The organism is Sporosarcina trichiuri (assembly GCF_030406775.1).
Taxonomy (GTDB): domain Bacteria; phylum Bacillota; class Bacilli; order Bacillales_A; family Planococcaceae; genus Sporosarcina; species Sporosarcina trichiuri.
This window is the reverse complement of sequence record NZ_CP129119.1, coordinates 40990-58835: the sequence shown is the minus strand read 5'-3', so window position 1 is coordinate 58835 and position 17846 is coordinate 40990. Positions and strand designations below refer to the sequence as shown.

The 17846-nt window shown below is 55.4% G+C and carries 22 protein-coding genes; 7 read left to right on the top strand and 15 right to left on the bottom strand.

The annotated features are described in order from the left end of the window. Positions 1-35 precede the first annotated feature (35 nt). Positions 36-500 (bottom strand): ASCH domain-containing protein, encoded by a 465-nt coding sequence (locus QWT68_RS00380; protein WP_290148990.1) that lies wholly within the window; start codon positions 498-500, stop codon positions 36-38. Continuing rightward, positions 497-1099, bottom strand: coding sequence for an NUDIX hydrolase (locus tag QWT68_RS00375; RefSeq protein ID WP_290148988.1), 603 nt, complete (start codon positions 1097-1099; stop codon positions 497-499). Before QWT68_RS00375 ends, QWT68_RS00380 begins: the two co-directional genes overlap by 4 nt. Positions 1100-1279: 180 nt before the next feature. On the opposite strand from QWT68_RS00375, the gene QWT68_RS00370 reads away from it, so the two are divergent. After that, complete coding sequence (locus QWT68_RS00370) at positions 1280-1405, top strand: glutaredoxin family protein (protein WP_290148986.1); 126 nt, start codon at positions 1280-1282, stop codon at positions 1403-1405. Between the two features lie 161 nt (positions 1406-1566). Here the strand turns inward: QWT68_RS00370 and QWT68_RS00365 are convergent, their stop codons facing one another. Further along, on the bottom strand, positions 1567-2109 hold the full coding sequence (locus QWT68_RS00365) for a DUF4256 domain-containing protein (RefSeq protein ID WP_290148984.1): 543 nt from the start codon (positions 2107-2109) through the stop codon (positions 1567-1569). A gap of 172 nt (positions 2110-2281) precedes the next feature. On the opposite strand from QWT68_RS00365, the gene QWT68_RS00360 reads away from it, so the two are divergent. Genes QWT68_RS00360 through QWT68_RS00345 form a run of 4 tightly spaced genes read left to right on the top strand, consistent with a single transcriptional unit; the run spans position 2282 to position 4403 of the window. Next, positions 2282-2587 carry an antibiotic biosynthesis monooxygenase family protein gene (locus tag QWT68_RS00360; protein ID WP_040285955.1) on the top strand — a complete coding sequence of 102 codons (306 nt, stop codon included), beginning with the start codon at positions 2282-2284 and terminating at the stop codon, positions 2585-2587. Continuing rightward, positions 2587-2943, top strand: a complete 357-nt coding sequence (locus QWT68_RS00355; RefSeq protein WP_040285956.1) for a hypothetical protein — start codon at positions 2587-2589, stop codon at positions 2941-2943. The genes QWT68_RS00360 and QWT68_RS00355 overlap by 1 nt, the downstream gene beginning before the upstream one ends. A gap of 22 nt (positions 2944-2965) precedes the next feature. Further along, positions 2966-3628 carry a cobalamin B12-binding domain-containing protein gene (locus tag QWT68_RS00350; RefSeq protein WP_290148982.1) on the top strand — a complete coding sequence of 221 codons (663 nt, stop codon included), beginning with the start codon at positions 2966-2968 and terminating at the stop codon, positions 3626-3628. Beyond that, the gene (locus QWT68_RS00345; protein ID WP_290148980.1) at positions 3615-4403 is read left to right on the top strand and encodes an STAS domain-containing protein; all 789 of its coding nucleotides are present in this window, start codon (positions 3615-3617) and stop codon (positions 4401-4403) included. The genes QWT68_RS00350 and QWT68_RS00345 overlap by 14 nt, the downstream gene beginning before the upstream one ends. Positions 4404-4470: 67 nt before the next feature. Here QWT68_RS00345 and QWT68_RS00340 read toward each other — a convergent pair whose 3' ends face one another. Further along, positions 4471-5403 (bottom strand): polysaccharide deacetylase family protein, encoded by a 933-nt coding sequence (locus QWT68_RS00340; protein ID WP_290148978.1) that lies wholly within the window; start codon positions 5401-5403, stop codon positions 4471-4473. Between the two features lie 295 nt (positions 5404-5698). On the opposite strand from QWT68_RS00340, the gene QWT68_RS00335 reads away from it, so the two are divergent. Continuing rightward, positions 5699-6655, top strand: coding sequence for a calcium/sodium antiporter (locus tag QWT68_RS00335; protein WP_290148976.1), 957 nt, complete (start codon positions 5699-5701; stop codon positions 6653-6655). A 71-nt stretch (positions 6656-6726) separates the two neighbouring features. Here the strand turns inward: QWT68_RS00335 and QWT68_RS00330 are convergent, their stop codons facing one another. The 5 genes from QWT68_RS00330 to QWT68_RS00310 all read right to left on the bottom strand — a co-directional run bounded on the left by QWT68_RS00330 (position 6727) and on the right by QWT68_RS00310 (position 14139). Next, the gene (locus QWT68_RS00330; protein ID WP_290148974.1) at positions 6727-7386 is read right to left on the bottom strand and encodes a hypothetical protein; all 660 of its coding nucleotides are present in this window, start codon (positions 7384-7386) and stop codon (positions 6727-6729) included. After that, a complete protein-coding gene (locus tag QWT68_RS00325) occupies positions 7383-8900 on the bottom strand; it encodes a BCCT family transporter (protein WP_290148973.1) in 1518 nt (505 codons plus the stop codon). Before QWT68_RS00325 ends, QWT68_RS00330 begins: the two co-directional genes overlap by 4 nt. 363 nt (positions 8901-9263) lie before the next feature. Next, the gene (locus QWT68_RS00320; RefSeq protein WP_290148972.1) at positions 9264-10289 is read right to left on the bottom strand and encodes a DNA/RNA non-specific endonuclease; all 1026 of its coding nucleotides are present in this window, start codon (positions 10287-10289) and stop codon (positions 9264-9266) included. A 160-nt stretch (positions 10290-10449) separates the two neighbouring features. Then, entirely contained in the window at positions 10450-12720 is a 2271-nt protein-coding gene (locus QWT68_RS00315; RefSeq protein WP_290148970.1) for an ATP-binding cassette domain-containing protein, read from the bottom strand. A gap of 558 nt (positions 12721-13278) precedes the next feature. Then, positions 13279-14139: a ParM/StbA family protein gene (locus QWT68_RS00310; protein ID WP_290148969.1), complete on the bottom strand. Its 861-nt coding sequence runs from the start codon at positions 14137-14139 to the stop codon at positions 13279-13281. Positions 14140-14461: 322 nt separating this feature from the next. Between QWT68_RS00310 and QWT68_RS00305 the strand changes: the two genes are divergently transcribed. After that, a complete protein-coding gene (locus QWT68_RS00305) occupies positions 14462-15082 on the top strand; it encodes a hypothetical protein (RefSeq protein WP_290148968.1) in 621 nt (206 codons plus the stop codon). Positions 15083-15128: 46 nt separating this feature from the next. Here the strand turns inward: QWT68_RS00305 and QWT68_RS00300 are convergent, their stop codons facing one another. The 6 genes from QWT68_RS00300 to QWT68_RS00275 form a co-directional block, all read right to left on the bottom strand. After that, a complete protein-coding gene (locus QWT68_RS00300) occupies positions 15129-16049 on the bottom strand; it encodes a peptidoglycan recognition protein family protein (RefSeq protein WP_290148967.1) in 921 nt (306 codons plus the stop codon). A 1-nt stretch (position 16050) separates the two neighbouring features. Further along, entirely contained in the window at positions 16051-16302 is a 252-nt protein-coding gene (locus tag QWT68_RS00295; protein ID WP_290148966.1) for a phage holin, read from the bottom strand. Positions 16303-16698: 396 nt separating this feature from the next. Further along, a complete protein-coding gene (locus QWT68_RS00290) occupies positions 16699-17133 on the bottom strand; it encodes a hypothetical protein (protein ID WP_290148965.1) in 435 nt (144 codons plus the stop codon). A 4-nt stretch (positions 17134-17137) separates the two neighbouring features. Continuing rightward, entirely contained in the window at positions 17138-17398 is a 261-nt protein-coding gene (locus QWT68_RS00285) for a hemolysin XhlA family protein (protein WP_290148963.1), read from the bottom strand. A 63-nt stretch (positions 17399-17461) separates the two neighbouring features. Continuing rightward, positions 17462-17614: an XkdX family protein gene (locus QWT68_RS00280; RefSeq protein WP_290148961.1), complete on the bottom strand. Its 153-nt coding sequence runs from the start codon at positions 17612-17614 to the stop codon at positions 17462-17464. 1 nt (position 17615) lies between these two features. Further along, complete coding sequence (locus QWT68_RS00275) at positions 17616-17843, bottom strand: hypothetical protein (RefSeq protein WP_290148960.1); 228 nt, start codon at positions 17841-17843, stop codon at positions 17616-17618. Positions 17844-17846: the final 3 nt, after the last annotated feature.

Genomic DNA, 17846 nt, shown 5'->3' with positions numbered 1-17846 from the left:
GTGCCTTCCTTTACGTCGGCACCGACAGAAAAGTTTCACTTGCCGCGTACGTCCACGACTTCGAAACGCTCACAGACGACAGGGATCCGCTCGTCGAACACCAGCCCTTCCGCCTCGAGCTCCCTCTTGAAGAAGTCTTCGTGCACACGGCGCCAGTATCCGAGCGACCGGTCGCCTTCGCCTTCTAGAAACGCATGCTCCTCCGGCACATCACAAAACGGCATGACGTCAACAGCTGTTGTCCGGATGATTGCCGCAGGTGCCCCGCTGCCGTCGAGGACGATGTCGTACTGTCCGACTTTCGGCAGCGGCTCGTCCCCGAGTTCGTACATTTTATAGTTGGACGCGGTCGCGGTCTTCACACCTTGCACGACGAGCGCCGCCAGTTCGTCCGCCATCTTTTCCGAATCGCCGAACCCCCACGCGTTGACGGTCTCCGGCGCGCCCGGATGCTCTGCACGGAATTCGTTCCAATAGTTTTGTACAGTCGTTTCGATCATGATTCCTCTCCCCTTTGCTGTCTGTATGCTTGTATCCCCCGGATGACGGTCCGGTAATACGCTTCCGTGTGCGGCACGAAATCCGCACGGGTGAGCCGCCGCCCTTCATCTGCCGTACATATAGTGTCACAACGGCCGTCCCACAGAGCGGCGAAGTCCTGGAGGGGCACGAGGCAGATGCCCGCCACTTCCTCCTCCTGCAGACGGAAGTCCGGAAGCGCGGCATCCACCGCGTACAGGAACACATGGGCGAATTCGTTGTCATCGATCGCCTCCGTCCGGATCCGGTCCTCGATGACGCCGAGCGGATGCAGATCTTGGAATGACACCTCAATGCCGAGCTCCTCTTCGATCTCCCGCACGCCGTCTTCCGCCGTTTCCCCCGCCAGCAGATGCCCGGCCGCCGTAATATCGAACAGTCCGGGGTAATCCTTTTTCCCCTGGCTGCGCTGCTGCACATAGACGGCCCCGCCGTCCCGCGTGATGAACCAGCACTGGAACGTCTCATGCCAGAGCCCATCCCGGTGGACCGTCTCCCGCAGTTCGGTGCCGATCGGCCGCCGGTTTCCGTCAAAGACGGTCAGTCGTTCCCCCGTCATATTCTCACACCCTTTCCTCCTGTTTTCTTTATTGTATCAAAAGCTGGCAAGCCAAGAAGTTGAGAATATACCAGCGCGCGTATATAATCCAAGCAGACAGTCCTTTATTTGATAAAAGGCGCTGCCTTGCATCCTTACACACATGGACAGCAACTTTCCATCAGCAGGAGGACCTTCAACATGATACCGGACATCACCATATACACTTCCCGCACGTGCCCGGTCTGCGGGATGGTGAAGCAGTTCCTGGACGACAATGAAATCCCATACACCGAAGTCCCGGTCGATCTGAATCCGCTGGCATAGCTCCGGCTGATCGGCATGCGCGGCCGGTTCACTGTGCCGCAGACAGAGGTGAACGGCGTCTGGATCGGCGGATTCGACCCTGTGCGGATGCTGAAAGTGATGAATACGGACTGACGAAAAAAGCAATTCTCCGCATTCACCGGGAGAATTGCTTTTTCGGTTCAGATCAGGACACGGCCGCGGAATCCCCGTGCGCCGTAATACGAATCCGCCCCATTATGATACGTGAAGACATGGTCGTAGCGTCTGTCGCAGAACAGCGCCCCGCCCTTCTTGCGGATCGCTTCCGGTGTCAGGATCCAGCTGGATGTTTTCCGGTCCAGCGGCTCGATTTCCTGAAGCGCTCTGTACTCCGCTTCGTCCAGGATTTCGATGCCGAGCTCGGCCGCCAGTTCGGCAGCACTCGTCTCGGGCTTGTTCTTCTTCCGTGCCGCCAGTGCCGCCCCGTCGTAGCAGATACTTCTGCGGCCAGCCGGACTTTCCGGTGAACAGTCACACACGATATAGGCGTCTTCCGCGCTGTCATAGCCGATAACGTCCGGCTCCCCGCCTGTCCGCTCCATGCCGGAGAGGACTTCCAGTTTCTCCGGATCGGCTTCGAGCCTTCTTTGGATTTCCACCCAGCGGATGCCAGGATGACGGTGTTCGTTCTCTTCGAACCGTTTCTGCAGAAGCGTGAGGAGTCCGTTCTCCTGTTCAGTCATCTATACATCCTCCATTCCTGATTCGCATACTTGCGCTTTTTGGCAGTTGCGCTATGGAGTTAAACGTAGCTCAAGAGCCGGATAAACGCAATGGATTTTTATATGCCTGTTCTTGTGGTAAACTAGCCTAAGATAATTGGAAACACGAAATACGTACGCAAAGGAGCCTGCCATGTATATCGTCAATTCGACATTCAACGTACCCGCCGGGAAAGCGGAGGAAGTGATCCGGATCTACAGCGGCCGCTCGAAGCGGGTCGACCGGGCAGCAGGCTTCCTCTCTTTCCAGCTGCTGCAGAACCAGAAACGCCCCGGCGAACTCGTCGTCCATATGGAATGGGACACGCGGGAGCACTATCTGGCCTGGGCGCGGAGCGATGAATTCAAAGAGATCCACGAACTCGAGAAGAAATACCCGGATCAGGAACTTGCGGGGATCATCCCGAAAGTGGCGCAATATAAGGTGGTGGCGGACTGATGGAGCAGGAGGCAAAAGACCGGGTTGTCGATGAAGTCGTCTGGCAGATCTATGATGCCCACCCGTGGCTGACCGAAAAATTCGGCGATAACGGACGGATGCGGACTGCTGAGGATAACTACCATCATCTGAACCACCTGGAGACGGCGTTCCAGATGAGCGACAGCAAGTTTTTCACGGATTATACAAAATGGCTCGATCAGGTGCTGACAAGCCGGAATGTCGGCACGGACCTGATCATCGATAATTTCGAACGGCTGCTCGCCGTCCTGCCCGGCGAGGTGGATATTGAGAGGCAATCCGCGTACACGGATTATCTGAAGAAGGCACTTGCCATCTTGCAGCCGAATGACTGAAGACCGATTGAGGAGGGATCGAATGACCGACTACGCCAAACAGCTGACCGACCTGCTGCTGAGGGGAGATGAGCAGGCGGCCATTTCCTATATAGACGGCGTGCTCGCCGGGAATGACCGGCTTACGCTGTACGAGGATCTCCTGACACCGGCAATGATCCGTATCGGTGAACTGTGGGAACAGAATGAGATCACCGTGGCGGACGAACACCTGGCGACTGCGGTTTGTGACTATGTGATCTCCGATTATGAGTACCGTTCGTCTTCGGACGACGCGCCGGATCGGAAGAAAGTGATGCTGTTCGGAGTCGAAGGCGAAGAGCACTATATCGGTTTGAAGATGGCGGCGGCCGTGTTCCAGGAATTCGGCTGGCGTGTCCGGTATCTCGGCCCGAATTTGCCGCTCCGCCATGCTGAGACCGCTGTCAATGCCTGGCAGCCCGACGTTGTCGCCATGTCCGCGGCATTGTCCTATCGGCTGCCGATCCTGCGGAAATCTGTCCAGGTACTCGCGAATACGGACTGCCGGCCGTCCATCGTGATCGGCGGGCGGATGGCGCCGCATGCATCCTTCACAGAGGAAGCGGCGCCCGGCCAGGTGCTCGTCATGCCGAATCTGCGGGAACTGCACGAATGGCTGGCAGCTGAGGGAAAAGGAGCGAGCGTGAAACATGTCCTATCCTAATCCCCTGATGCCGCTTCCGATGTACACGATCGATACGGATCTCCAAATCGTCCGGGTCAATCAGGCGGCCGCGACAATGCTCGCCGCCGGCTCGAGCATCCTGGACGTCATCGAGTCCGAAAGCCGCCGGAAAGTCGAGCGGCGGATACGGGAATCGGACACAGTCGAAGCGCTCGAAGTCAATGTCCTGTCCCCCTCCGGTTCCGTCCTGCTTGCTGATCTGTATGCTTCCTGGACGGAGGAGCCTGCCTGCGAGGTGGTCATCGTCAAAAAAGACCAGGCGATCCTGAAAGTGAGCGAACAGCTGACGCGGCTGCGCACCCGCCTGACGGAGACCGACTTCCAGCTGCTCGAGGCGAAGGAATCGGCGGAAACCCTGCTGCTGGAAAACATCAAGCTGTCCTCCCCGTTCATCGAGCTGACGGATACGGTCGCTGTCGTGCCGATTTTTGGCGATCTGGATGAGGAAAAATCTTCCGCCATCGCACGCGGGCTCACCGAACGGTCTGCGAAATCGGGCGTGCAGACGATCATCCTCGACTTCACCGCGGTCGGGCGGATTGAGCAGGATGGCTTATATGGATTCGAAAAACTGATCGGCGTATTGGAACTGCTCGGCTTTTCCCTGATTGTGACCGGCCTGAACCCGCTTCACGTGAAAGTCTGGAATCAGCTGGACTTCACCGCCGATGTGCGGTTCGTGAAAACATTGAAGCGGGCCATCGCCGAGCTCACGCAAAAGAAAACACAGTCCATCCGAAAACCAGCCTTGTGAGGACTGGTTTTTTCAGTGTCCGGGTTGTGCTGGATCCATTTCCTGTTCAGCCGCCAGCGCGCTTCTTTCAATCCACCCGTTTTTCACTCATCAGCTCGCTGACTGTGCCGAGCCGCAGACCTTTCGCTTTGATTTGCATGATCATTTCATCCAACCCTTTGGCCACGGGATCTGTCGGGTGCATGAGAATCATCGTGCCATTGTCCGTTTGCGACAGGACACGCTGCACCATCTCGGACGGCTCGGGCTTTTTCCAGTCGACCGTATCGGCCGTCCAGAGGATCGTCTTCATGCCGAGCTCATCTGCCACGGCAACCGTCTTTGCATTGAAACTGCCGCTCGGCGGTCCGAACCATTTGGGCTGGATGCCGAGGGTCTGCTGGATGACCTCGTTCGTCTTCTGCAGTTCTTCCCTCGTCTCTGCGGCGGAACGTTTCTGCAGGTCAGGATGGCTGTATGCATGATTGCCGATCTCATGTCCCGCCTCGTGAATCGTTTTTGCCACTTTGGGATTCTTTGCCGTCCAGCTGCCGTCGAAAAAGAACGTCGCGCTGACTTCGTGGTTCTTCAGTGTTTGCAGGATGGCAGGGATGTATTCCTCCCCCCACGCGACATTGATGAGCAGCGATACCATGGGCTTGCCAGGATTGCCCCGATAGATCGGATGGGGATCCAGATCATCCAAGTGCAACCTCGGCTCCGTCTCCTTGAATACCAGCTTGGTTTTATCGAATCTCCCAGTTTTCTTCATCCGCTCATGGCTGGCCACCCGGTCGACCTGCCAGCCATTATAGCCGGGAACCGCTTTCCATACCCGGTCCACGACGGCATCGACAGGCTCGATATCATGCTGGGCTGCGTACGCTTGGATTTTTCGTCTCAGCTCATCTTTCGGCAGTCCGCCGTGCTGTCCCGCCGCACTTTCCGAGAACAGTAAATTGCCGATCAGTATAATGAAAATACCGATCACTCCTGCGAACACCCACCTGCTTGTCTTCATGGTCAGTCCTCCGTCCGGCGTTTTGCGTTTAGGATTACCTGTCCGAAGGGAACTATTCACATTTGCCGGAACAGCCTCGTCTTGCCCAGTCCGAAAGCACAGCATTCATCCCCTTTCAGCCGGGTATCAAAACGGGTAAGATGATATACTGATGTCAGGTATCTGAGAATGTTCCAAAGCAGATATACGGTATCCAAGATCCTGTCTGCGGTTACACGGCCCGACCGCCGGGCCTGCGGGATAGCTGACAGGATCCCTCCAAAACAACCTGTTACAGAACTGGAGCTGAGCGTACGTGACTTATGTGTTATTGCTGATCGGATTTGTCTTACTCATAAAAGGGGCGGACTTTTTCGTCGATGGGTCGTCCAACATTGCAAGGCTGCTGCGGGTTCCGCCGATCCTGATCGGGCTGACGATCGTCGCGTTCGGAACGAGTTCTCCCGAAGCGACGGTCAGTATCATCGCGGCACTGGAAGGCACGGCAGGCGTCGCGGTGGGGAATGTCGTCGGCAGCAACATCTTCAACATCACCCTCGTGGTCGGTGTGGCGGCGATTTTGTATCCGCTGAAAGTCGAGAGTGAGAACGTCAAGAAGGAGATCCCGTTCACGCTGCTCGCAAGCATTGCGCTGTTCATCGTCATGAGTGATGTGGCGCTGCAGGGCTTCGGCAGCAATATGATCACGCGGGCCGATGGGTTCATCTTCCTGCTGTTCCTGTCGATCTTCTTGTATTATGTGATCGAGCACGGTCTGAAAAGCCGGAAGGAGACGATGAACGAACCGGCAGCGGCTGTCAGCGGGTCGTGGGGGAAAAACATCCTCATCACCCTGCTCGGACTTGCCGCTATCATCTTCGGCGGGGATCTGGTCGTCGATAACGGCACCGCGATCGCCTACTCCCTCGGGATGAGTGAGACACTTGTAGGTCTGACGATCATCGCGATCGGCACGTCGCTGCCTGAACTGGTGACGTCGATCACCGCGGCGCTGAAGAAAGAGAGCGAGATTGCGCTCGGCAATATTATCGGCAGCAATATCTTCAACATCCTGTTCGTGCTCGGTGTCTCTTCGGCCATTTCGCCGCTTGCGGTGGACGGCAAAGTGCTGATCGACGTCGTGTTCATGATCGCACTGACACTCGTCCTGCTCGTCTTTGCGCGGACCGGCTACCGCATCGGAAAACGGGAAGGCTGGGTGCTCGCTGCGTTCTATGTAATCTATCTGGTGTACATCATCGTTCGGAACTGACATCACGGCAAAAAGGCTGCCGGCTGCAAGGATTCCTTGCAGCCGGCAGCCTTTTTTCAATCCAGTCCGGGTCAGTCCCGGATGTTCCTCACGTAACTCCATTTTTCCTGATCGAGCAGGTCGTTCATCTCCACTTGCACGTTTCCGCCCAGATAGACGATGTCCCCTTCGATCGCGACGATCATTGCTTCCATCTCCGTTTCGCTGTCCGCCCTGCGGCAGATGTCCCCGATGCCCGGGATGTAGACTTCCTGCAGGTCGTCGCCGGATGGTTCGTCTTCTCCATCATCGGTTTCCAGATCCGGGTCCTGAAGGTCGATGACCGTCGCACCGTCTGACAATCCGGGCACCATGACCCAATATTCGTTGAAACGGATACCGTTGGACTGGTTCGTGATGACCCCGTTCCCTTCGACGGACGAGACGGCCTCGATCGTATTCAGATGATGCTGGTCGAGCGGGTCCGGCTGCGGGTTGATGACGATGATGTAGTCCCCGACTTCAGCTTTGACCGTTTTGTCGAGCGTGTACCGTTCCCGGTTGAAGACGAAACTGTCGAGGTGCTTCGGCTTATAGAAATCGATCTCTTTCGCTGTTGCCAGCTTCTGTTTGAAATCCTCCATGCGGATCAGATGGACCGACTTCTTGAAGAACGGCTTCACCGAATAGACCTTATGCAATTTGTTCTGATAGTAGACGAATTGTCCTTTCCGGACGTTGACGAGTTTCATTTTTTCTCACGCCTTTCCATAGATGTCGTTCGCAGTCTCCGTCCTTCATTCTCCCTGATGGTTCTGTAAAAAGCAATGACCATCATGATCAATATCAAAGAGAATGGCAGTGCCGCAATGATCAGCATGTTCTGGAACCCTTGGATGCCGCCGGAGTACAGGACGATCGCCGCCATGCCCGATAACAGCAGCCCCCAGGCGATCTTGACGACGTTCGACGGATTCAGCTGTCCGCCCGTGGTGAACATGCCGAGGACGAATGTCGCGGAATCCGCGGAGGTGATGAAGAAGATCGCGATGACCACAACGGTCAGCAGCGACAGGACCGAGGTCATCGGATAATGGGTGTACATGCCGAACGTGACGGTTTCCGTCGCCAGCTCGGATAATTTCGCAATGCCGTTCATCTGCACATTCAACGCCGAGCCGCCGAACACCCCGAAAAAGATGAAGGTCACGAGTGTCGGTGCGACCAGCACGCCGATGATGAATTGCCGGATTGTGCGGCCTTTCGATACCCGGGCGATGAACATTCCGACGAATGGCGCCCAGGAGATCCACCAGGCCCAGTAGAAGAGCGTCCAGTCATTCACGAAACCGCGCTGGGTGACATTGACCGGCTTCAAGTCGAAGCTCATCTGGACAAAATGGCTGATGTAATTGCCGAATGAGGTGACGGAAATATTCATGATGTAGACTGTCGGGCCGACGACGAACAGCAGCACCAGCAAAATGCCCGCAAGCCACAGATTGATGGTGCTGAGGTGTTTGATGCCGTTGCCGAGACCCGACCAGGCGGATGCGATGAATGTGACGGTCGCGATACCGAGAATGATCATCTGGAACCAGAACGTGTTCGGGGCATCGAACAGGAATGTCAGCCCGCTGTTGATCTGCGCGGAGCCGAAGCCGAGAGTGGACGCCACACCGACAACCGTGGCGAAGACGGCAAGGGTATCGATGATCTGTCCCAGCGTGCCGCGCATCAGTTTCTGTCCGAGCAGCGGTTCAAGTGTCGCACTGACCAGCCCCGGTGCGCCGACACGGAACTTGAAATACGCGAAAATCATCGCGACGACCGCATACAGCCCCCATCCATGGAAGCCCCAGTGGAGAAACGCATATTGCAGCGAGTCGAGGACAGCCTGTTCGGAACCCGGCTCTCCGTTCGGTGACTGAATGAACGCATGCGAAATGGTTTCCGCCGTCGTAAAGAACATCAGGCCGATGCCCATTCCCGCACTGAACAGCATGGCGAACCACGCCATCAGGCTGAAGTCGGGTTCGTCATTGTCCTTACCGAGTTTGACATTGCCGTACTTCGAAAACATCATATAGATGCAGAAGCTGATGAGGGCGATGATGACCAGTGTGTAGAACCAGCCGAAATCATTGGAGATGAGTGCCGTCGCCTGGCTGGTGATGCTATTAAGATTGTCAGGGGCTACGAACCCCCAGATGACAATCGCCATACAGATGGCGACCGCGTACCAGAATACGTTTGTTATGTGCAATTGAATTCCCCTATTCTCTATCCATCAGATTTCGCACGCCTTCGCGCCTGCCCCAGGCAGTCGGGCGGTTTACAGAAGTCCTGGTTTGAAACATATGTAATAAGAACCAGTAACAGGATACCGTCATTCCGCTTAGCGAATTCCGCGCCAGTAGTATAGTGTTCCACACAGCGCCCTCCTGCAAACCTTCAGACTGCAATTTTCTGTATGTCCAGCTGTATTGGCAGAGGTTATAGGAACTGAAAAGGCCGCCTGGACTGCAGCCAGGCGGCATATATGTTTATATTCATCGTGTTTCCTCAGCAGTCGTGTCACCCGGATCCGTCACCGGTTCCCGGCTTGCGGTTTGCAGAGCAGCATCGATCATTCTCCCACCATGCCGTCGTGGTCGTTGTCCCGCATGTATTTGTATAACCAGTGGTCGCTCGTGATCGGCATACTGAAGCCGGCCGCTTTCGCTTCGGCGATGGTCACCATGCCGTTCCCGTTTGCGTCCACGCTGGAGAGATCCCCTTCTTCGGAAGAAGGGGCAGCTGGTGCCGAAGGCGTGGATGGAGCAGATGGCTGTGATTCGTTTTTCGGTGCCGTCCCGCCATTGCCCGTCAATCCGAGCGATTCGTTCACACTGTCCGGGTTTTCATTGTCAAAATCCTCGGTGACCTGGTTGCCTTTCACCGTATAGGTGTAATGGTAATGGGATGGGATCTGGGTCTCCGTATCCGGGTAGGTGATGATCGCTTCGAAGTCCGTCGCACCGCCCGCTGTACGGATCACTTTTTCCATATAGGCCTGGTCGCCATGCCGGTTGAGCACACTGTCCTGCGGGGTGATGTTATACGCATTGGAGACGCCGCCCAGGGAATCGGCGATGACATGCCCTTCATCCAGCACGGGACTTTCCACGCCAGGGACCTTGGCTTCATCGGAATAATATCTGCCGGATGATGTTACCGATTCGTTGCTGTCGTCCTGCGGGATAATCTCGTCCGCCGTGACACGCACCAGCTGCCCATGTTCGTTCGTGAATCCCCAATATTCCCGGTCCCCGTATCCGATATCGACGACCGTATTCGGTTCACGTGTCCCCGAGAGGTCTCCGCCGTCAACGTCGATCAGGTGGTATCCGGCGAACCGTTCCTCTTCCGGCTGGGCGGGCGGTTCCTCCGCTTTGGGCTCTTCTGCTGCAGGTTCTTCCTCTTCCGGTTCACCGGAAGCCGGCTCCTCCGCAGGAGCTGTAACGGGTGTTTCGTTTTGATCTGTATTTGTTACGGCGGCCGTCTGCTCTTGTGAAATCTTCTGCTCGTCCGATTGCATCGTATCTCCTGAATCGGTACAGCCGGCCAGCAAGATCATCATTGCCGATAAAATCAAATAGTTTAGTCTTTTCATTAATATAAACCCCTGTATATGGTATTTTATACGGATATCACAGGATTTACCTGAGCAACCGCATAAAAACCATAGTACGCCACATTCATCCGGGACGCAATGTAAATTTTCAATTTATGGAATGAAAAAGTGAAAGATCCCTCTCGCATCACCATCAACCTTATGCCTCCACAGCTTCCCGCAGCCATCTTGCCGTGGCTGTGTCCGCTTTCAGCATGTCGGCCGGAGTTCCTTCAAACATTACGGAGCCGCCTTGTTTGCCGCCGCCGGGACCCATCTCGATGATCCAGTCGCTCGCTGCGAGCAGGTCCAGATTGTGTTCGATGATGATGACCGTGTTCCCCCGCTCCACAAGCTTCTGAAAGACGTCGAGCAGTTTCTCCCGGTCGTCTGCGTGCAATCCGGACGAAGGTTCATCCAGCAAATAGATCTGGCCTTCCTTCTGCAGCTGGCTCGCGAGCTTGAGCCGCTGGATCTCCCCGCCGCTCAGGGAACTGGTCGTCTGGCCGAGCGTCAGGTAGCCGAGTCCGACATCTCGGAGCGTCTTCACCCGGTTCAGGATCTTCGGCTGCGTGAAATAGTCACCGGCTTCGTCGATTGTCAAAGCCAGGATTTCGATGATGTTTTTCCCTTCATACCGGTAGGACAGCGCTTCGTCCGAGTATCTAGTGCCGCCGCACGCTTCACAAGGAATCGTCACTGGATCCGCAAACGCCACTTCCGGCGTCAGCACACCCTTCCCTTTGCAGACGGGACAGGCGCCGAGTGAGTTGAAGCTGAACAGTCCCGCCGGCTGCCCCGTCGCTTTTGCGAATGTGTGGCGAATGTCATCCATAATGCCCATGTACGTCGCCATCGTGGAACGGCTGGAGGTTCCGATCCCGCCTTGCCCCACGGTGATCGATTCGGGATAACGGCTTTTGAAGGCGTCGAGTATCAAGGAACTTTTCCCCGAACCGGAGACTCCGCAGACCGAGACAAAGACGCCTTTTGGAATCCGGATGTCCACGTTCCGCAGATTGTTGGTCGACGCTCCCTGGATGGAATAGCTGCCCGTCCGCTCCCTCGGGTGTCCGTTGACCCTCAGTTTGTGCTGCAGTGCGAGTGCGGTCGGGGACTCCGTCATGCCTGCGAGAGGACCTGCGTAGATCACTTCCCCGCCATTCGCGCCGGCACCCGGCCCCATCTCGATGATTTCATCCGCCATCTGGATGACAGCCAGGTTGTGTTCGATGACGATGACGGTATTATGCTGCTGTTTGATGCGCTGCAGCATGTGGATCAGCAGCTCCCCTTCACTCGGATGGAGTCCCGCGCTCGGTTCATCGAAGATATACGTCATATTGTTCAGGCTGCTGCCAAGATGGCGGGCAATCTTCACCCGCTGGCCTTCCCCGCCAGACAGCGTAGCCATTTTCCGGGAAAGGCTCAGATAGCCCAAGCCCATGTCGATCAGCTGTGTCACGTACGGAATTGCCTGCCGAGCGATCGATTTCCCCATCGGCTCCTGGATGGCCTCGAGTTCCCGGAGGAGTTCCGGCAGCTCGAGCTGGTCGTAGTCCGCGATGTTCAGGCCGTTGATTTTACTGGCCAGCACTTCCGGATTAAGGCCGGATCCCTGACACGTCTTGCACGGAGCCTGGGTCGTCATCGCGAGGACATCCTCTTCGGTCAGCGTTTTCAGCTTGGAGATATCCCGGTTGATGTACACCCGTGTGAAGCGCGGCAGCAGGCCGTCCCAATCGGCTTTGTGCGGGCCGTCCTTCGTATGGAACGGCGCATTGACCCGTTCCCCTTCCGGCGGACCGTAGAGGAACAGTTCAAGCGTCTCCTCCGGATAGTCCTTCAGCGGCAGATCGGGGTCGAACAGTCCGCATGTCATCATCCAGTGGCCCTGCCAGCCGGTCGGCGACAATGGCTTGAACTGCACCGCACGTTCCCGCAGCGATTTATTGAAATCGACGAGCTTGTTGACGTCCGGCGCGACGACTTGGCCGAACCCTTTGCACTCCGGGCACCGTCCGAACGAGCTCTGGCTCGAGAAGTCCGTCGCGGACCCGATCGCCGGCTGGCCGATCCGCGAAAACAGCAGCCGGATCAGCGGATGGATATCCATGTACGTCCCGACCGTCGACCGGGTGCTGCTGCCGATCGGCTTCTGCTCCACGACGACGACCGGGCTCAAATTCTGCATCAGATCCGCCTGCGGCCGTTCGTACCGCGGCATCTGGTTCCGGACATAGAGCGGGTAGTTCATCGTCATCTGCCGCCGGCTTTCCGTCGCCAGTGTATCGAACACGACCGAGCTCTTGCCGGAACCGGACAGCCCGGTGAACACGACGATCTTCTCTTTCGGTATCGTCAGGTCGATGTTTTTCAGATTGTTTTCTTTGAGCCCTTTGAGGATGATTTCGTCTTTGGCATTTGCCATGGATTGATCCCGTTCCCTTCATGTTTAATCATTCGTTTCTGTATACCCTACCATATCGGTTTCATGACTTGAGCGGATGGTGCTTAATGGGGCAGACCAGACGGTAGAAATCGAGCATATTTCTGTTTCATAAATTGAAACTAAAAATCCTCCAGGCTGATTCGCCTGGAGGACTGCATATACATCTTACGACTTAAACGAATCTCATCACCCTGCTGACGACGATTTACCGCAGCTCGATCCGGGCCACGCACTCGACATGTGTTGACACTTTCCAGCAACATATTTCGACAAGCCGTTTGCATAAGCAGACGGCTTTTTCCTATAGAAACCCACTCATCGCATCTCGATCATCCTCCTGGGCAACCGGTGCCGGACGGGCCGGAGGTGCAACCGCAGCAACCATCTCCGCCGACTGGGACCCTTTAGATATATCAGCATCTATGAGCCGCTTGACATACTGACTAAAATTCCCCCGTGCTGGATCCTCTGCATAGGCAAGCAGTCGGGCATCGTACTCGCTGACCAGGCTAAAACTGACCGGCTTGATCCGCCGACTCATGCAAAACTCATCCGGGCTAGCTTGTAGAAACCGATGGCGTTTGCGAAGACAGGTTCTGCGACCGTTACATGATTACCCTCCTGCAACACAGGATGCATCAATTCGGCGGCCCCATAGTGCGTCTGGATGTGGGGGTACAGATCCGCCGCAATCCCTCCACACAACAGCACACGATCATTGCGGTGCCACTTTAGCCGGGACGTGTTTCGCGCGATCGCACGGGCAACTGCGGCCAGATCGTTTTTGTTGTTGACCGTTTCCATACCAAAGTTGAACGTATCACTGGCATTGTTGATGTACCGTTTATCGACGATACTGGCCGCATTGACCGTACCGCTGCCGACATCGATCACACGGATTGTGCCACCTGCAGGAGCCGCCCAGAACGCCCCTGCCCCCTCTGCTGCTATGCCGACATCAGTAATGGTGATAGCTGTCTCGTACCCATTGACAGTCAGGCTGTGCGTTCCTGTGAGCATTTCCGATATGGCCGTCTTCTCGGCCGGTTTATGCGAGACGATCGGCTGCCCCGTTACTACCGCAACTTCTGAAATGTCGATTCCGTACTTCTGGCCGTATCGATAGATGGCGAGCAGCACACGAATCTTTGTGTCCTCATGTGCTTTTGTGTCACCGTACATCCCTGTTCCGCCGAACTCATCTTCGTAAACAGCGATGGTGCCCGCGTACCCTCTTCGGCCGTCAATTTCAAACTCCATATCGTCCGCGCCGTGCGACTCTACGATGTCTCGCTCGAACCAGTCACAGATTGCTGTGCGATACGAGTCCATCCCATATGGCCCTGCTACCTTTGCGGTGTGGTTGCCAGCATCGATGCCGAGGATCAATTTGCTCATCTATAAAACCTCCCATGTATTACGCAGGTAATAAATCCGGCCCCTGCCGGCTGCTGTGTATTGCGTTGGTAATACATCCTACGGCAGCCGTGTATAAAATATTCCTGGACAGGGCAGATTACTCGAAAAGGAGTGATCGGCATGAGTAAGAAGGAAACGGCAGCAACTATCATCAAGAACGCCAACAAATATGGCATTCCGCTGAAGAAAAAGAAGAAACCAAAGAAGTGAGCATATCCCCTCCCCTGCTGCCGTATAGTGATATCCCTGGTACACAAGGACACTGTACAGGGAATAAAACGTGATTTGAGGAGGAAAAGTGGTGGGGGAGAGGAAGATCCGCAGCGATAAGAAGAGGGATGTCAAACCGACAGTGCCCCTCGATTTGCGTGACTGCATCTATCGCCTGTCGTTCATCACGGATACCCCGGTCAAGGATGTCATCGAAGCGGTGCTGCTGGACGGGTCCAAACGCAAACGGCCACTCAGTCACCTGTCGCAATATTTTTTGAGGGATGTCCGCGTTGGGCAGGTCGTTTACTTGGGCGATCCAGACCGAGTGCCGGTCGGTCGCCGGGGTGCATCCGGGAAGACGGTCCGCATCTCCACGCGAGTGACGCAGGATATGTACAACGATCTGGAGGGTGTCGCCTATGCGATGGGCTGCTCTGTCTCCCGCGCGGCTGCCCTGCTGATCGATGCGACGGTGCGGGATGTGGATTTCGTCAATGACTTCGTGCGGAGTTACCTGGAAGAGAATGTGGATGAGGAACGGATGCGGGACCTGCGGCGAGTGCTGAAGTACATCAATGCCGACAATCCGTATAGTGAGCGAATCTCGTATGCAGCCCTGCTCTCCTATCTCGTGGATGAGGTGCGAGTCGGTGCGGAGCGGGTGCAGGATACGGTGAGTGAGTTTGTGATACGGCAATGGAATAAATAAAAAAAAAAAGCCCTCCCGTCCGATATGGATGAGAGGGCTTTCCTGTTTACTTCTTATCAACGGCACGCACGATCATCGCGGCCACTTCCTCGCGGGTCGCCGGGCGATGCGGGTATGTGCCGTCTGTGATGCCCAGTTCCTTCGCGCGGGCTACGTCTGCAGCCAGTGACTTTGACGGTGCGGCATTTTTCTGTTCGCTCAATGGAGTCTCCTCCTTCTTTTTCGCGGCCAGGCATTCGGCCATCTTCTTCTGTCCGGTCGGTCCGTACATACCATCGATCGTCAGCCCCTCGGCCTTCTGCCAGGCCATCAGTGCCGCTTTCAACGAAGGACCGAACTGGCTGTCCTCTGCGACCTTGTAGCCGAGCGTATTCAGCGCCTTTTGCAGTTCGAGCACTCTCGCCCCACTGTCGCCGTACTCGATGTGCCAAGCGCCGCCTGTGGCCGCTGTGGATGTGCTGCCGGATAGGTACGCTGACACCTTGCTCTTAAAGTTACCCCAGCTGACTGCACGGTCGTCCGCCCGTAAGTGCCGCGGACAGTTTTTGCCGGACCAGTGATTATGCTGCACGACTTTCCCGATCGGGATATTGTGCGCCTGCATCAGCTGCGCGACCACTTGCGCGGCATTTTCAACAGCCTGTCCATAGTTACCACCCGCATTGACGCAGATTTCGATGCCGATCGAGCGTGGATTGCCGGATACCCGCGGCGCCTTTGCTCCGGCATGCCAGCAGATGGCCGAGTCGTCGAATGAGCGGATGGCCTGCTTGTCGTCCACAGTGATGTGCCAGGATGCCTGCCGGCTGTTTCCGGACGCCTGCAGCCGGGCGTGAGCGTTTGCGTCTGCTCCGCGGCTTGTGTTGTCTGTCTCGTGGACGGTGATGTACTCGCAGGTGTTGCGGCCAGGCGATGTCACCCGGCTGGCGATGGATGGTGTGACGAGATGATTTTTGATTGTGAGCATCTCACTTCAACCCCCTGCGCTTCAGTTCGTTCTCCTGCTTCTTCGCTTTATCCGTCACGATGTAGCTGTTCTTGTACACACCGTAAATCAACAAGATGAATGGTACGGCAGCAATCAGCACCCCGATAAAGGCATCGATGCTGTCCACGTTGAACCACTCAAACTGGACATTGAGAGTCCCCAAAAACAAAAGGACTGCCGACAGCAGCCCTCCGAACAATCCGATATACTGTTTCAGCTTATCAGCTGTCATTTCCTCACTCCTTTTCATAGTGCCGTGGCGCAGACCAGGCAAAACGTCCCGGTTACCCTATGGAAGAAAATAGGCGTCAACCATGTCAACCATGTCAACGCACTTTCTCACCTTCTGTATGGAAATAAGAGATTAAAGGCGCCCTATACGTATATACGGGTATACGCGCCCTTAATCTCTTATATTGATACTACTTTATAGTATATATTGTTGACATTGTTGACGGTAGGGGTTGAGCCCTACAGCCCCAAGGCTTGAAGGCGTCAACAATAGGTGTCAACAATACGAAAAAGTTTGTTGACATTGTTGACGCTGGGCAGATTAGCGTCAACAAACTTTTCACCGTCGACAAAGGTTTGTTGACATTGTTGACGGTGAACCTGTAGTCTTTTGGTCTCACTCTGCCTTGTGTCGGATCGTCGTATGCTTGACGAGCGGGATGCTCAAAATCGTAAAAATCGTCATGCAGGAGAACGTGATCGCTCCGAGACTCGGGAAGTCAATCGCATAACAGACGGTCAGTGCGATGTAGAGCGCCGCACTGCCAAGCAGCCCGACGATGCGCAGCCAGTTGATGCCGACCAGCAGGCCGACGGCTTTGAGCAGACAGGCGACAAAAAAGCACAACGCCCACACGTACTGCGGCATCAGGTACATCATGTGCGTGTACAACCGTGCCGGATAGCTGTAGATCATATCCGGATAGGCAAACAGTACGATCGATGTCAGGATGCTGAAGAGTGTCACGAACAGCTCGAACAGCGGCGGCACGTTGATGGTAATCGCTTTGACTTCCTGCACCAGTTGTTCCAGCTCTTGTTCCTTGTTCATTAGGTCACCTCGATGTGATAAGCCACTGGAAGAAAAAGAAGCCGGCGCCGATAACGCCGGACAGGATCAGATAGAAAAAAGATTGAGAGACCCACTTGCTAGTCTTCTCAATCTCTTTCAGACGCTCGAAGATCGTCTTGAGCTGCTCGATGGTTTTCACCATAAACACTTCCAGCTTATCGAGCCTCTCGTCTTGACGATCGAGCCTGTTCTCCTGGCGGGACAGCTCTTTCTCCAGACGCTCCATTTTCCAATTCTCACTCATGTTGAACCCCCTATTGCGACTGGATCTGCAAAAAGAAAAAGACGCCAGGGAAGGCGCCTTTCATTATTGAGTCTCTTCTGGAATGTTCGGGTATTCGACCCCGACAATCTCTTTATATTCTTCCTCGGTGATCTTTTTGGCGATCACCGCATCCCCGACCATCGACGCCGTCCAGTATTTCGGATAGAAACGCTTCACCGTTTTAAACCAATCCATTTTACAACACACCTTTCTGCATCAGTTGGTAGATCAGATCGGCTTGGCCGTCTGACAACTCTTCGATTTTCAAGTCTTTCATCATGTTCTCGTATACCAGCGTTGCGTTGTCGGCATCGAGCCGTTCCATCCGCTCTTTGCTGGTCTCGCCGCTGGAAGCAAAGTGCTTCTCGGGCCCACCGAACGTACCGTCCGGGAGGCGCTTGCGAGTCACTAATGGTTCTGCCATCAT